12 protein-coding genes and 1 pseudogene are annotated in these 13,944 nt (G+C 60.1%); 8 read left to right on the top strand and 5 right to left on the bottom strand.

Annotation, left to right across the window (positions count from 1 at the left end):
• Positions 1–99 precede the first annotated feature (99 nt).
• Positions 100–1,116: an AraC family transcriptional regulator gene (locus RHM58_RS24785; protein ID WP_201257224.1), complete on the bottom strand. Its 1,017-nt coding sequence runs from the start codon at positions 1,114–1,116 to the stop codon at positions 100–102.
• Between the two features lie 271 nt (positions 1,117–1,387).
• On the opposite strand from RHM58_RS24785, the gene efeU reads away from it, so the two are divergent.
• From efeU to efeO (RHM58_RS24765), 4 genes and pseudogenes are all read left to right on the top strand, one after another.
• The gene (gene efeU, locus RHM58_RS24780) at positions 1,388–2,227 is read left to right on the top strand and encodes an iron uptake transporter permease EfeU (protein ID WP_201203747.1); all 840 of its coding nucleotides are present in this window, start codon (positions 1,388–1,390) and stop codon (positions 2,225–2,227) included.
• Between the two features lie 8 nt (positions 2,228–2,235).
• Positions 2,236–3,434: pseudogene (gene efeO / locus RHM58_RS24775) on the top strand (iron uptake system protein EfeO).
• 18 nt (positions 3,435–3,452) lie between these two features.
• A complete protein-coding gene (efeB, locus tag RHM58_RS24770) occupies positions 3,453–4,754 on the top strand; it encodes an iron uptake transporter deferrochelatase/peroxidase subunit (protein ID WP_201203750.1) in 1,302 nt (433 codons plus the stop codon).
• 24 nt (positions 4,755–4,778) lie between these two features.
• Entirely contained in the window at positions 4,779–5,603 is an 825-nt protein-coding gene (gene efeO, locus RHM58_RS24765; protein ID WP_201203752.1) for an iron uptake system protein EfeO, read from the top strand.
• Positions 5,604–5,708: 105 nt separating this feature from the next.
• Here the strand turns inward: efeO (RHM58_RS24765) and pssA are convergent, their stop codons facing one another.
• Positions 5,709–7,052 carry a CDP-diacylglycerol--serine O-phosphatidyltransferase gene (gene pssA / locus RHM58_RS24760; RefSeq protein WP_322268429.1) on the bottom strand — a complete coding sequence of 448 codons (1,344 nt, stop codon included), beginning with the start codon at positions 7,050–7,052 and terminating at the stop codon, positions 5,709–5,711.
• A gap of 218 nt (positions 7,053–7,270) precedes the next feature.
• Here pssA and RHM58_RS24755 point away from each other — a divergent pair, with 218 nt between their 5' ends.
• Both RHM58_RS24755 and RHM58_RS24750 read left to right on the top strand, forming a co-directional pair.
• Positions 7,271–7,834: a TetR/AcrR family transcriptional regulator gene (locus tag RHM58_RS24755; RefSeq protein WP_201205272.1), complete on the top strand. Its 564-nt coding sequence runs from the start codon at positions 7,271–7,273 to the stop codon at positions 7,832–7,834.
• Positions 7,835–7,891: 57 nt separating this feature from the next.
• Entirely contained in the window at positions 7,892–8,371 is a 480-nt protein-coding gene (locus tag RHM58_RS24750) for a DUF1348 family protein (protein ID WP_201203757.1), read from the top strand.
• Between the two features lie 121 nt (positions 8,372–8,492).
• Here the strand turns inward: RHM58_RS24750 and sfnG are convergent, their stop codons facing one another.
• Positions 8,493–9,587 carry a dimethylsulfone monooxygenase SfnG gene (gene sfnG, locus RHM58_RS24745; RefSeq protein ID WP_201203759.1) on the bottom strand — a complete coding sequence of 365 codons (1,095 nt, stop codon included), beginning with the start codon at positions 9,585–9,587 and terminating at the stop codon, positions 8,493–8,495.
• Between the two features lie 368 nt (positions 9,588–9,955).
• On the opposite strand from sfnG, the gene RHM58_RS24740 reads away from it, so the two are divergent.
• Complete coding sequence (locus RHM58_RS24740) at positions 9,956–11,194, top strand: acyl-CoA dehydrogenase family protein (RefSeq protein ID WP_322268428.1); 1,239 nt, start codon at positions 9,956–9,958, stop codon at positions 11,192–11,194.
• Positions 11,195–11,374: 180 nt separating this feature from the next.
• Positions 11,375–12,154 (top strand): TSUP family transporter, encoded by a 780-nt coding sequence (locus RHM58_RS24735; protein ID WP_201203761.1) that lies wholly within the window; start codon positions 11,375–11,377, stop codon positions 12,152–12,154.
• Here the strand turns inward: RHM58_RS24735 and nudC are convergent.
• Positions 12,122–12,952, bottom strand: coding sequence for an NAD(+) diphosphatase (nudC, locus tag RHM58_RS24730; protein ID WP_201203763.1), 831 nt, complete (start codon positions 12,950–12,952; stop codon positions 12,122–12,124). The two genes, RHM58_RS24735 and nudC, sit on opposite strands and share 33 nt — an antisense overlap.
• Before the next feature lie 6 nt (positions 12,953–12,958).
• The gene (locus RHM58_RS24725; RefSeq protein WP_201203768.1) at positions 12,959–13,771 is read right to left on the bottom strand and encodes a crotonase/enoyl-CoA hydratase family protein; all 813 of its coding nucleotides are present in this window, start codon (positions 13,769–13,771) and stop codon (positions 12,959–12,961) included.
• Positions 13,772–13,944 lie beyond the last annotated feature (173 nt).

Raw genomic sequence — 13,944 nt, 5'->3', positions numbered from 1 at the left:
GCCTTCGCGGGCAAGCCTCGCTCCTACAGGGTTTACGCGATCCCTGTAGGAGCGAGGCTTGCCCGCGAAGAGGCCGGCTCCATCAACGCAAGTGCTGGCTCAGCTCGCTTCGTTAAGAATCAAACTCCGGTAATGCCCCGGATTCGACCCTGACCACTTGCGAAACGCCTTATAAAACGAACTCGTATCGGCAAACCCTAACCGCGCCGCAATCTCGGCAAAGCTGATCGAAGGTTCTGCCAGCCAGACGATGGCCAATTCCTTGCGCACGCTGTCCTTCAGGCCCTGCCAAGTCTGCCCTTCTTCAGCCAGACGCCGCCTCAGGGTCGAGGCCGACATACATAGTTGCTGGGCCAAAGCCTCGGTTTCCGGCCATTGCTCGGCGGGCAGTTGTCGCAGATCGTGTTTGATCCGGCTGGCCAGGCTTTCCGGGTCGCGGTATTTGACCAGGATATTGGCCGGTGCGTGGGCCAGGAACCGTTTGAGTTCTTCCGGGCTGCGCTTGATCGGCAGGTCCAGGCAATCGGCGGCGAAAATCATCCGCGTGCGGGGACGGTCGAAGCGCAGGTTCTCGGAAAACATCACCTGATAGTCATCGCAGAAATCCGGCGCCGGGCAGCGCAGTTCGATGGCCAGAATCGGAATCCGCCGCCCCGCCAACCAACAGGCGACGCCGTGGACGATCATCCAATAAGTGAAATAGGTAAAGGCCCGGCGCGGGTCCTGCTCATCTTCCAGCAAGACGATTTCGGCCAGGCTTTGCTGGTGCACCAGTTGCGCGGGCAGGTGTTCGAGCATCAACGACAAAAAGCTCAGGCCCGAGGTGAGCCCAGCGGCGAGGTTCGGTTGGACCATGGCGCAGCGGCACAAGAACTCAAGGCTGCCGGATTTGAGCTGGCGCGGGTCCATGCCGAAAAACTCATCGTCCCCGCGCCGGGCCAGCAGACGCCACAACCGTGCATACGCGGTGGCCGGGACTCGGGCGTCGGGCGAGTTTAACAGCGCCGGATCGATACCGACTTTGTGCAACACCTCTTCGGTGGCAGCCCCCGGGGCGCAACTTTGCAACAGGGCTTCACGCACCAGTTGAATGGCGATGGTGTCTTTTTCCGACATTTAGCGGGGTGAGCCTTGTTCTTGGAGTGGTGGGCATATTAGCCCAGCGCAGATCCCTGTGGGAGCGGGCTTGCTCGCGAAGACGGAGTGTCAGCCAACATCAATGCCGACTGACACAACCCCTTCGCGAGCAAGCCCGCTCCCACAAAGGACGGAGGTGATCTTTTGAGCCGTTCAGCTTAGGTTCAGATAAAAGTCAATCAGACTTGTTTGAGAATGAGTGTCATTATGTTACAAATTAGCATCCTCTCTAACGACACCACGGTGCTGAATGCTTGTTCCCTTTCTGATCATGCTGCGCGAAGGCATTGAAGCCGCGCTGATCGTTGGCATCATCGCCAGCTACCTCAAGCAAACCGGCCGCGGCCAGTGGATGCCTGCCGTGTGGATCGGCGTGTTCCTCGCCGCTGCACTGGCCTTGCTGGTCGGTGGTGGCCTGGAACTCATGAGCGCCGAATTCCCGCAGAAACAACAGGAACTGTTCGAAGGCATCGTCGGTTTGGTGGCTGTCGGCATCCTCAGTTCCATGGTGTTCTGGATGCGCAAAGTTGCGCGTTCGATCAAGCATTCCCTGCATGTCTCCCTCGATCACGCCTTGGCCGGCTCCAAGCATCAGGTCACCGCGCTGATCGCTATGGTGTTTTTCGCCGTGGCCCGGGAAGGTCTGGAAACGGTGTTCTTCCTGCTCGCGGTGTTTCAGCAGAGTGAAGGCCCCGCCGCACCGATCGGCGCCCTGCTCGGCCTGATTCTGGCGATCATCGTTGGTTTCCTGATCTACACCGGCAGCATGCGCCTCAACCTCGGCGCGTTCTTCCGCTGGACCGGTTTGTTCATCCTGGTCGTCGCCGCCGGCATCCTCTCCAACTCGGTGCAAGCGCTGCATGAAGCGGGCGTCTGGAATCACCTGCAAACCGTGCTCTTCGACTTTAGCGCCACGCTGCCGATGGACGGCCCGCTGGGCTCGGTGCTGGCCGGCATGTTCGGTTACCAGGACGCGCCGACCGTCAGCACCCTCGGGGCGTATCTGATTTATCTGGTGGTGGCGCTGGTGATGTTCTTCCTCCCGGCTGCCGAGCCCACCAAGCAAGCAACTTCCGTTTCCAGCCAGTAAGGGCTTTCATGTCAACGCCTACTCCTCCCGTGGCTTCCCTCCCCGCGCGTTGCGCTGGGCGGTGGCCGGTTCGGTGATCGTGATGATTGCCGCCGGTGGCCTGTTCTACTACGCCTCGAAAATGGCCGCTGCCAAGCGCCAGACCAACCACGACGAAGTGGTGGTGAACATTCACCCTAAAAGTTGCGAACCGAATGCGCTGACGGTCCCGGCCGGGCGCAGCAGTTTCCGCATCGTCAACCGCTCCGACCGTGCCGTGGAATGGGAAATCCTCGACGGCGTGCTGGTGCTCGAAGAACGGGAAAACATTGCGCCCGGCCTGAGCCAGGTGATCAACGCCAACCTGGCGCCCGGCGACTACGCGATCACCTGCGGTTTGCTGAGCAACCCGCGCGGCACCTTGCACGTGACCCCGACCGCCGCCTCAGATGCCGCCGCCAAGGCGCGTCCATCGATGGTCGCGTTTATCGGTCCGCTGTCGGAATTCCGTGTGTACCTGAGCAGCCAGAGCAGCGCGCTGATCAAAGCCGTGACCGCCCTTGAACAAGCCATCGAAGCCGGCGATCTGAGCCAGGCCCAGGCCCTTTACGTGCCGGCCCGCGCCGCTTATCAACGGATCGCCCCGGCCGCCCAGCGTCTGGCCGAGCTGGACAATGCAATCAACGCCCGCGCCGATTACTTCGAGAAACGCGAACAGGACCCGGCCTTCGTCGGTTTCCACCGCCTCGAATACGCACTGTTTCAGCAACGCAAACTCGACGCCCTGGCGCCGGTGGCTATGCAATTGATCATCGACATCACCACGTTGAAACAGCAACTGCTCGCGCAGTCGCTGCCGCCGGAGCAACTGGTGAGCATTGTGGTGCGCAATCTCAAGAGCATCGCCGAAGTGCGCGCCAGCAGCGGCGAAGAAGAACGCTACAGCCACACCGACCTGAACGGTTTCGCCGCCAACCTCGATGCCGCGCGCAAAGTCGTCGACCTGCTGCGGCCATTGCTGACCAAGTCCGCCGCCGACCTGTTGCCGAAAATCGACGCGGCCCTCACTGCTTTCGACGCCGAACTCAACGGACTCAAGGTCAAGGATGGCTACGCCAGCTACGACACGGTCAGTGCCGAGCAGCGCAAGCAAATTGCTGACAAGGCCAAGGCTTTGGCCGACGTACTCGATGGAATCGATCCAGCCCTCGGCCTTTCCGGCCTTTAAGCAGAAGACGCCTTTTACATGAAAGATTTAGAACAGTTTTCAGCCCAGCGTCGCCGCGTATTAATGGGCATGGGCGCCGCCGGTGTCGCATTGGCCGGCACTGCATTGAGCTGCCCGGCGATGGCCGCCGCCAGCCCTGCACAGGTTACCGAAGCACCGAGCAGCGACAAGACCGAAGACCGCCACGATTTCCATGGCAAGCACCAGACCGGTATCACCACCCCGCGCCCGGCGTCGGGCATGTTGGTGTCGTTCGATGTGTTGGCCAGCGATCGTGAAGACCTGGAGCGACTGTTCCGCACCCTCAACGAGCGCATCGCGTTCCTGATGAAGGGCGGCGAAGTCACGCAGGTTGATCCGAAACTGCCGCCGGTGGATTCGGGGATTCTCGGCCCGGTGGTCACCCCGGACAACCTGACTATTACGGTGTCGGTCGGCGAGTCGTTGTTCGACGAGCGCTTCGGCCTGGCCAGTGCAAAACCCAAGCGACTGATCCGCATGGTCGGTTTCCCCAACGATGCCCTGGAAGCCGATTGCTGCCACGGTGACTTGAGTTTGCAGTTCTGCTCTAACACCACCGACACCAACATCCACGCCCTGCGTGACATCGTGAAAAACCTGCCGGACCTGCTGCTGGTGCGTTGGAAGCAGGAAGGCAGCGTACCGCCGCAAGCCCCGGCAAAACCCGGTGTGCCGGCGCAGAGCGCGCGCAACTTCCTTGGTTTTCGCGATGGCTCGGCCAACCCCGATTCCAACGATGGCAAAGCCATGGACGCGATCGTCTGGGTCCAGCCTGACAGCGATGAACCGGCCTGGGCCGCGAATGGCAGCTACCAAGCCGTGCGGATCATCCGCAACTTCGTCGAACGCTGGGACCGCACGCCATTGCAGGAACAGCAAAGCATCCTCGGTCGGGTCAAGAGCACCGGCGCGCCCATGGGCTGCCAGCACGAAACCGAAGTCCCGGACTACGCCAAGGACCCTGAAGGCAAGCTAACCAAGCTCGACGCGCACATTCGCCTGGCCAACCCGCGCACCGCCGAAACCCAGGCCAACCTGATCCTGCGCCGGCCGTTCAACTACTCCAACGGCGTGAACAAGAACGGCCAGCTCGAAATGGGCCTGCTGTTCATCTGCTACCAGGCTGACCTGCAAAAAGGCTTCATCACCGTACAAACCCGACTCAACGGCGAGCCGTTGGAGGAATACCTCAAGCCAGTGGGCGGCGGGTACTTCTTCACGTTGCCGGGTGTGACGGGCGACAAGGACTTTATCGGTCGCTCGCTGCTGAACGCTACACAACCAACAACAAACGCATAACAACCCCCAACACGGTACCGTCCCATGAAAAAGTCGCCACTCGCTTTACTGCTGACCCTTGGCTTGCTCAACACCCCGTTTTCGGCTTTCGCGGCGACGGCGCCGCTGGATCTGGTGGGGCCAGTCTCGGACTACAAGATCTACGTCACCGAACAACTGGACCAACTGGGCAGCCACACCCAACAGTTCACTGATGCAGTGAAAAAAGGCGACCTGGCCACCGCGCAAAAGCTCTACGCACCGACCCGCGTTTACTACGAGTCGATCGAGCCGATTGCCGAGCTGTTCAGTGACCTGGATGCGTCCATCGACTCCCGTGTCGACGACCACGAAAAAGGCGTGAAAGCCGATGACTTCACCGGTTTCCACCGCATCGAATACACCCTGTTCTCGGAAAAGAGCACCAAGGACCTGGGCGCGCTGGCGGACAAGCTGAACAATGACGTCAAAGACCTGCAAACCCGCGTTGCCGGCCTGACCTTCCCGCCTGAAAAAGTCGTTGGCGGTGCTGCTGCACTGCTGGAAGAAGTCGCTGCCACCAAGATCTCCGGTGAAGAAGACCGTTACAGCCACACCGACCTGTATGACTTCCAGGGCAACATCGACGGCGCGAAGAAAATCGTCGACCTGTTCCGTCCGCAGATCGAGCAGCAAGACAAAGCCTTCGTCGCCAAAGTCGACAAGAACTTCGCTGCTGTGAACAAGATCCTGGCCAAGTACAAAACCAAGGATGGCGGTTTCGAAACGTATGACAAAGTGAAAGAGGCTGACCGTAAGGCGCTGGTTGGCCCGGTTAACACCTTGGCTGAAGACTTGTCGACGCTGCGTGGCAAGCTGGGTCTGAACTAAATATCGGCGTTGTTTGCGAAAAGATCGCAGCCTCCGGCAGCTCCTACAGGGTGTACACCCTCTAATGTAGGAGCTGCCGGAGGCTGCGATCTTTTGCTTTTGGGCTTACAACATCCGGTAGAGCAATCGCTCGATCCGCACTCGGCTCACCCGCTTGAGAAACTTGGCCACCGCCCCCGGGTATTCCGGCAGGGTTTCCAGGTCCAGGTAACGCTCGATACGCCGGGTGTTCTCGAAGATCTCCGCCAGCTCTTTGCGGCGCGGCTCCATCAGCTCGCTTTTCGGGTCATCAATCAGCAAGGCGTTTTCCAGATCGAGACGGAACGCCCGCGGGTTGAGGTTGTTGCCGGTCAGCAAGGTGTAGCGCTGATCGACCCACATGCCCTTGAGGTGATAGGTGTTGTCGCCATCACGCCACAAATGCAGGTTCAACTGGCCGCTGTCGATGTTGTGCTGATGACGCTTGGCAAAGCGGCGCAAGCTGATCTCGTAGAGGTACGGCAGCGCGGCGATCACCTTGAACGGCTCGCTCGGCGGGATGTAGAAGTCGTTGGCGGTCTTGTCGCCGACGATGATGTCGATCTTCACCCCACGTGCCAGGGCCCGGTTGACTTCCCGGGTCACCGCCAACGGCAGGTTGAAGTACGGCGTGCAGATGGTCAGCTGATGCTGGGCGCTGGCGATCAACTCGCAAATCACCCGGCTCAGCGGATTGTTCTTGCCGACGCCGAGCAACGGGCTGACCGACAGTTCACCTTTGGCGGTGCTGCCTTGGGTGGTGTCGTAGGTCGCGTGTTTGAGACGGCTGCGCAGGTCGCCGATGTCGTTGCGCAGGCTGCGGGTGGTCGGCAGGTTCGGCAGGTCGAGGCGATGCACCGCTTTGGAGGCGATCAGGCCGTGCTGGATCAGGTGCTGCATGGAATCGGCCAGCGCGCTGTTCTGCAGCAGGTGATAACGGTCGTAGCGGTACTTGTCGAATTTGTGCAGGTAAACGTTGTTCAGGCTCGCGCCGCTGTAGATCACGCAATCGTCGATCACCAAACCCTTCAAGTGCAGCACACCGAACAGCTCGCGGGTTTGCACCGGCACGCCGTACACCGGGACTTCGCTTGCGTGAGTGCGGGTCATTTCCTGATACCAGGCCGAGTTACCCGGCTGCTTGCCGGCGCCGATCAAGCCACGCTGGGCGCGCAGCCAGTCGACGACCACCACCACGTCCAGTTCCGGACGCGCCAGTTTGGCGGCGTGCAAGGCATCGAGGATTTCCTGGCCGGCTTCGTCCTGCTGCAAGTACAGCGCGACGATATAAATGCGCTGGGTCGCCTGGGCGATTTTCTCAAGCAGGCAACGACGGTACTCGGCGGCGCCGGACAGAATGGTCACGGCATCGGCGGTCAGCGGAAAACTGCGCAGTTTGGGCAGCAAAGAGCGTTTGAAAAGCGACGGCATAAGGCTCGCAAAAAGGTCGAATCCGAAGAACCCGAGAGCTTACACCATGTGTGGGTTTGGGTCTTCTCGGTGTCAGTAATACCGCCATCGCGAGCAAGCTCGCTCCCACAGGGGGAATGCATTTTAAATGTGGGAGCGAGCTTGCTCGCGATGGCGATTTCATGTGCGATGCAAATACCTGCTTGACCAAGGAGAACGATCGTTCTACTGTTTGTCGCATGAACGAAATCACTAGCAACGACACACGCGACATCATTCTGGACGTCACCGAAAAGCTGATCTACAAAAGTGGCATCGCAGCCACCGGCATGGATCTCCTGGTGAAAACTGCCGGCGTCTCCAGAAAGAGTATCTACCGCTACTTCGCCAACAAGGAGGAGCTCACCGTCGCGGCCCTGCAACGCCGCGATGTGCGCTGGATGCTCTGGTTCAGGACTGAAGTCGACAAAGCCGCGACCCCGGCCGACCGGCTCCTTAACCTGTTTACCGTGCTCAAGGCCTGGTTCGACTCGGAAGGCTTTCGCGGCTGCGCCTTCATTAACACCAGCGGCGAAACCGGCGACCCGCAAGACCCGGTTCGGCTGGTCGCCAAAGAGCATAAACAAAAGCTGCTCGACTACGTGCGCGAGCTCTGCACCGAACATGGCGCTACCGACCCGCAGGCACTGGCCCAACAGCTGCTGATCCTGATCGATGGTGCCATTACCGTTGCGCTTGTGATGGGTGATCACAGTGCCGCCGATAATGCGCAATGCATGGCGCGAAAGTTATTGGACCTGTAACCGCTTAATCAAGCCCGACAACTTGCTTGAACTTTACTTTGAGAAGGAGACATTTAAATGTCATCTAATGCCGAAGTTCGTCCGCCATTACCGCCATTCACCCGTGAATCGGCCATCGAAAAAGTTCGACTGGCTGAAGACGGCTGGAATTCCCGCGACCCGCAGCGCGTGTCCCTGGCATACACCCTGGACACTAAATGGCGGAACCGCGCCGAGTTCGCCAACAACCGCGAAGAAGCCAAGGGGTTCCTGACCCGTAAATGGGCCAAGGAGCTGGATTACCGACTGATCAAGGAACTCTGGGCCTTTACCGGCAACCGCATCGCCGTGCGCTACGCCTATGAATGGCACGACGACTCGGGCAACTGGTTCCGCTCCTACGGCAACGAAAACTGGGAGTTCGATGAGCAAGGCCTGATGTTCAACCGTTACGCCTGCATCAACGACCTGCCGATCAAGGAAAGCGACCGTAAATTCCATTGGCCGTTGGGGCGTCGTCCGGACGATCACCCGGGCCTGTCGGACCTCGGTCTGTAATTCCACACAGCTCCAATGTGGGAGCGGGCTTGCTCGCGAAGAGGCCGTGTCAGTAGACATTAATGTCGACTGACACACTGCTTTCGCGAGCAAGCCCGCTCCCGCAGGGGTTTTGTGGTGTTTAGGCGATCGCAGCTTGCTGCTTCACGCCGGCCTTGGCCTCTAGCTCACGCACCAACGGCAACACGCGTTTGCCGAAGTACTCCACTTCTTCCTGGAAGTGCAGGAACCCCGCCAACACCAAATCCACGCCCACCGCTTTCAACGCCACAATGCGCTCGGCAATCTGTTGCGGCGTGCCGATCAGGTTGGTCTTGAACCCGTCGTTGTACTGCACCAGATCCTCGAACGTCGACTTGGCCCAATTGCCCTCGCCTTCCGGTGACGCCCTGCCCGCCTGTTTCGCTGCGTCGCCAAAGGCATTCACCGCTTCCGGATCGGCCTGGTCGATGATCTGCGCCAACACCGCACGCGCTTCCTCTTCGGTGTCACGGGCAATGACAAAAGCGTTCACCCCGACCTTCACCGAATGATTGTTCACCGCAGCCTTGGTTCGAATGTCGTCGACCTGAGCCTTGATGCCTTCGGGGGTGTTGCCGTTGGTGAAATACCAGTCCGACACCCGCGCCGCCATGTCCCGTGCGGCGCGTGAACTGCCGCCCTGGAAGATTTCCGGTTGACCCAGTGGCTTGGGCTTGAGGCTGTAATTGTCGAAGCGGTAGAAGTCGCCGCGAAAGGTGAAGTTGTCCTGGCTCCAGATGCCCTTGAGCGAGCGGATGAATTCTTCCGAACGGCGATAACGCTCGTCGTGCTCCAGCCAATGCTCGCCGATTGCCTGGAATTCACCCTTGAACCAGCCGCTGACAATGTTCACCGCCACCCGGCCGTTAGTCAGTTGATCGATGGTCGCCAGTTGCTTGGCCGCCAGCGCTGGTTGCCACGGGCCGGGCAGGATCGCGGCGATCACCTTGAGTTTGGTCGTGGCCGCCAGCAGCGCGTGGCTGAAGGCAACCGATTCATGCTGGAACTCGGCGCCGTAACCGGCGGTGAAACGAATCTGGGTCAAGGCGTATTCAAACCCGGCCTCTTCGGCCAGTTGCGCCAGTTTGCGGTTGTAATCAATGCCCCAGTGGGTGCGCTGCTCGATCTTGCTGACCACCAGCCCGCCGCTGACGTTCGGCACCCAATAGGCAAATTTGACGGCTTGCTGACTCATAGGCTTGTCCTCGGGACTTTTGGGAAGTCCTTGGACCAGAGCAGCAACCGTGCCAGCACTGATTCCTTGTGGCGTATGACACTTGTGGCGAGGGAGCTTGCTCCCGCTGGGCTGCGCAGCGGCCCCAAAATATTGTGAGCGCTGCGCACTCAAGCGGGAGCAAACTCCCTCTCCACAGGAATGCCTTTTGCCATAGGTCGAGGGTGTGTCAGGGGCAATTTGCTGCTGCGCTGTTGGTACAGCAACAGTTCATACCTCGTTAAAACCTACATCCTCCAACAAACCATGGCCTGACAACTTCGGCATGGACCATGCAATCGCTCTTGGCAGACTCAAAGCCTTTTACTGCCGCCCCGAGGAACCGTCCCATGACCGAACACCACGTTATCAACCCCCTATCCACCGGCACCGACTACGAAACCCTGGCCGCACGCTTCCGGCCGATCTTCGAACGAATCGCCGCCGGCGCCGTTGAACGCGAACAAACCCGCAGCCTGCCTTACGAACCCATCCAATGGCTCAAGGACGCCGGTTTCGGTGCCATCCGGGTCCCGGTGGAATATGGCGGCGGCGGTGCTTCGGTCCCGCAATTATTTGAACTGCTGATCGAACTGGCCGAAGCCGATTCCAACGTCCCCCAAGCCTTGCGCGGACATTTCGCGTTTGCCGAGGACCGCCTCAACGCTGCGCCCGGCCCGGCTCGGGATGTCTGGTTCAAGCGCTTCGTGGCCGGCGACTTCGTCGGCTGCGCGTGGACCGAAATTGGCAGCGTGTCCATCGGCGATGTGATCACCAAAGTCTCGCCCCACGGCGATCAATGGCGGCTCAACGGCGAGAAGTTCTACAGCACCGGCAGCATTTTCTCTGACTGGATCGACGTCTACGCCCAGCGCAGCGATACCGGCGGCGACGTGATTGCTGCGGTGCGCACCCGCCAGCCTGGCATTGTGCAGAGCGATGACTGGGACGGTTTCGGCCAGCGCACCACCGGCAGCGGTACGTCGCGGTTTACCGATGCCGAAGTGGACGCCGAAAACATCATCGACTTCGCCACCCGCTTCAAATACCAGACGGCGTTCTATCAATTGGTGCTGCTGGCGACCCTCGCCGGGATCGGCCGCGCGGCGTTGCGCGATGTGGCGCATCAAGTGCGCGAGCGCAAACGCATCTACAGCCATGGCAACGCCCAGCATGTCAGTCAGGATTCGCAAGTACAGCAAGTGGTCGGGGAAATCTCGGCGTTGGTGTATGCCGCCGAGGCCAGCACGCTAAAAGCCGCACAACCGGCACAGCGCGCTTACGAGGCACGTTTCTCTGGTGATGAGGTGTTGGAGCGGGCGGCGAATGTTGCAGCAGAGATCGAATCGGCCAAGGCTCAAGTGGTGGTGACGGAACTGATTCAACGCGCTACCAGCGAACTGTTCAATGCGCTCGGGGCGTCGGATATTCGTCAGGGTAAATCCCTGGATCGGCATTGGCGCAATGCGCGGACGGTGTCGTCGCATAACCCGGTGATCTACAAGGCCCGGATTATCGGGGATTGGGAAATTAACGGGGCTGAGCCGCCGTTTGTGTGGCAGATCGGGAATGGGCCTCAGGTTAAGTGATGTATTGGCTGGGATGATGCCTTCGCGGGCAAGCCTCGCTCCTACGGTTGATCGTGTTCCCCGTAGGAGCGAGGCTTGCCCGCGAAGAGGCCAGACGGGTCGCCGCAAAGGTTGGATATAGGTAAGATATCGGCCTTCCCCGCAGCCCACTTTCTGCGCCCCGCCGAATAAGCCGATTCCATGCCTTTCGAACTTAGCGTTGACCTCACCACTCTGGCCATTCTGGCCTTCGTCGCTTTCATTGCCGGTTTCATCGACGCCATTGCCGGCGGCGGCGGTCTGTTGACCACACCTGCCTTGCTGACCGCCGGCCTGCCCCCGCACCTGGTGCTGGGCACCAACAAACTGAGTTCGACCTTCGGCTCGGCCACCGCCAGTTTCACCTTCTACCGCCGCAAGCTGTTTCACCCCAAACAGTGGGTGCACGCCATTATTGGCACCCTGGTCGGCGCGCTGACCGGTGCGGTGGTCGCCCACTATCTGCCGGCGGAATGGCTGAACAAGATGCTGCCGGTGATTGTCTTCGCCTGTGGCATCTACCTGTTGTTTGGTGGCACGCCAAAAGCGCCGCTGGACAGCGACGCTCCGATCAAGAAAAAGTGGCAATCGACCCAAGGCTTCAGCCTCGGTTTCTATGACGGTGTGGCCGGCCCCGGCACGGGTGCGTTCTGGACCGTCAGCAGCATGCTGATGTACCCCATTGACCTGGTGAAAGCCAGCGGCGTAGCCCGCAGCATGAACTTCGTCAGCAACATTGCGGCGCTGTCGGTGTTCGTATTTTCGGGTCAAGTGGACTGGATCATCGGCCTGAGCATGGGCCTTTCGGTGATGGTCGGTGCATTCTTCGGCGCACGCTCCGCCATCAGCGGCGGAGCCAAGTTCATTCGCCCGGTGTTCATCACCGTGGTGCTGGGCCTGACCGTGCGCCTAGCCTGGCAGCACTGGTTCAGCGTGGCCTAAGCGCCGCGCCAGGTAGACATCGATCAGATAACGGGCAATCGAGCGTGATGCCGGCAATGGCGGCATCGCGTGAATGTTGAACCACTGGGCGTCTTCGATCTCGTCCTCCTGACAGACGATCTCGCCACCGGCGTATTCGGCGTGGAAGCCCAGCATCATCGAGTGCGGGAACGGCCAGCACTGGCTGCCCATGTACTGGATATTCTTGACCTCGATCTGCACTTCTTCGCGAACCTCGCGAATCAGGCATTCCTCGGCCGACTCCCCCGGTTCGGCAAACCCGGCCAGCGTGCTATAGACCCCGGTGACAAAGCGTGGCGAACGGGCCAGCAACACTTCATCGCCACGGGTGACCAGCACGATCATGCTCGGTGAAATCCGCGGGTAATAGCGGATATCGCAAGGCTCGCAGTACATCGCCCGCTCACGGGGAACCTGTTGGGTCGCCTGCCCGCAGTTACCGCAAAAACGGTGTTCGCGGTACCAGGTGCCGATCTGCGCGGCATAACCGAGAATCCGGTACACCGTGTGATCGCCTTCCAGCATGAACGCCCGCAGGCCTTTCCAGTTGCAGCCCGGCACTTCGCTGTGGCTACTCAACTCGATCAGATAGACCGGTTCGCCATCAAGGTGACCGATACCGTGTTCCGCCAGGATCGACAAGTCCTGGCGCTTGAGCCATTCCCGTGGGAACAGCGCGCCATTGTCATCGAACAGAAAGCCTTCGGGGCTGCGTGCCACGGCCCAGCCGCCGGGTTGATCGGTGTCCAGTACTGCGGTGGTCCAGCGTGAAGTCATTTTTCATCAGTCCAGAAATTCGGGTTTCTGTTTGCTCATATGGGCGGCCATGGCCACGCGCAAATCGGTGGATTGCAGCATGGCGGCGTTCCAGGTGGCGACGTATTCGAGGCCGTCGTCGATACGATGGTCGCGCATGTAGCTGATCATCTCTTTGGTGCCGGTAATCGCAATCGGCGACTTGCTGGCGATCTCGCGGGCAATGCCCATCACGCCGTCGAGCAGGCTGGAAGCATCGCTGTAGACGCGATTGACCAGGCCCATGCCGTGCGCTTCCTCGGCACCAAACTGGCGACCAGTGTAAGCCAGTTCACGCAGCATGCCGTCACCGATGATCCGCGGCAAGCGTTGCAAGGTGCCAACGTCGGCGGCCATGCCGATGTCGATTTCCTTGATCGAGAATTGCGCGTCTTCAGCGGCGTAACGCATGTCGCAAGCGGCGATCAGGTCGATGGCGCCGCCCAGGCAGTAACCCTGGATCGCCGCGAGCACTGGTTTGCGGCAATTGTCGACGGCGTTGAAGGAGGCTTGCAGGGCGAGGATCTTGCGGCGCAGCAGGCGCGCGTTGCGGCCGACGTCCTTGCCCAGCTCGTTGGCTACGCCGGCCAGCATCATCAGGTCGATGCCTGAGGAAAAGTGTTTGCCGGCGCCGCTGAGCACAACGACCCGCACTTCGTCGGTGTCGTCGATCCACTGGAAGATCTCGATGATCTCGCTCCAGAACGCCGCGTTCATCGCGTTGATCTTGTCCGGGCGGTTGATCTGCACATGGGCGATTTTGTCAGCGAGTTCGACGGTGAACGCGGTGTACTGAGACATGGCAGTGATCCTTTACCGGGCAGAAATGAAGCCCGAACTATAACAAGGCATCACGGGGGAGTAAGGCAGTGGTTCGGCCAAATGCGGGACTGACCTGGGATGTGTGGTGGCCGGTCGGGCCTCATCGCGAGCAAGCTCGCTCCCACAGGGGATTTATGAACGCCATTGATCTC

It is taken from the genome of Pseudomonas sp. 10S4 (assembly GCF_034344865.1).
In the GTDB taxonomy this organism is placed as follows: Bacteria; Pseudomonadota; Gammaproteobacteria; order Pseudomonadales; family Pseudomonadaceae; genus Aquipseudomonas.
This window is presented reverse-complemented; position numbering and strand designations above follow the sequence as displayed.

What these genes read in the sequence shown, in the direction of transcription:
- RHM58_RS24785 (WP_201257224.1), bottom strand. Translation starts at nt 1,116, where the DNA reads ATGTCGGAAAAAGACACCATCGCCATTCAACTGGTGCGTGAAGCCCTG.
- efeU (WP_201203747.1), top strand. Translation starts at nt 1,388, where the DNA reads ATGCTTGTTCCCTTTCTGATCATGCTGCGCGAAGGCATTGAAGCCGCG.
- efeB (WP_201203750.1), top strand. Translation starts at nt 3,453, where the DNA reads ATGAAAGATTTAGAACAGTTTTCAGCCCAGCGTCGCCGCGTATTAATG.
- efeO (WP_201203752.1), top strand. Translation starts at nt 4,779, where the DNA reads ATGAAAAAGTCGCCACTCGCTTTACTGCTGACCCTTGGCTTGCTCAAC.
- pssA (WP_322268429.1), bottom strand. Translation starts at nt 7,052, where the DNA reads ATGCCGTCGCTTTTCAAACGCTCTTTGCTGCCCAAACTGCGCAGTTTT.
- RHM58_RS24755 (WP_201205272.1), top strand. Translation starts at nt 7,271, where the DNA reads ATGAACGAAATCACTAGCAACGACACACGCGACATCATTCTGGACGTC.
- RHM58_RS24750 (WP_201203757.1), top strand. Translation starts at nt 7,892, where the DNA reads ATGTCATCTAATGCCGAAGTTCGTCCGCCATTACCGCCATTCACCCGT.
- sfnG (WP_201203759.1), bottom strand. Translation starts at nt 9,587, where the DNA reads ATGAGTCAGCAAGCCGTCAAATTTGCCTATTGGGTGCCGAACGTCAGC.
- RHM58_RS24740 (WP_322268428.1), top strand. Translation starts at nt 9,956, where the DNA reads ATGACCGAACACCACGTTATCAACCCCCTATCCACCGGCACCGACTAC.
- RHM58_RS24735 (WP_201203761.1), top strand. Translation starts at nt 11,375, where the DNA reads ATGCCTTTCGAACTTAGCGTTGACCTCACCACTCTGGCCATTCTGGCC.
- nudC (WP_201203763.1), bottom strand. Translation starts at nt 12,952, where the DNA reads ATGACTTCACGCTGGACCACCGCAGTACTGGACACCGATCAACCCGGC.
- RHM58_RS24725 (WP_201203768.1), bottom strand. Translation starts at nt 13,771, where the DNA reads ATGTCTCAGTACACCGCGTTCACCGTCGAACTCGCTGACAAAATCGCC.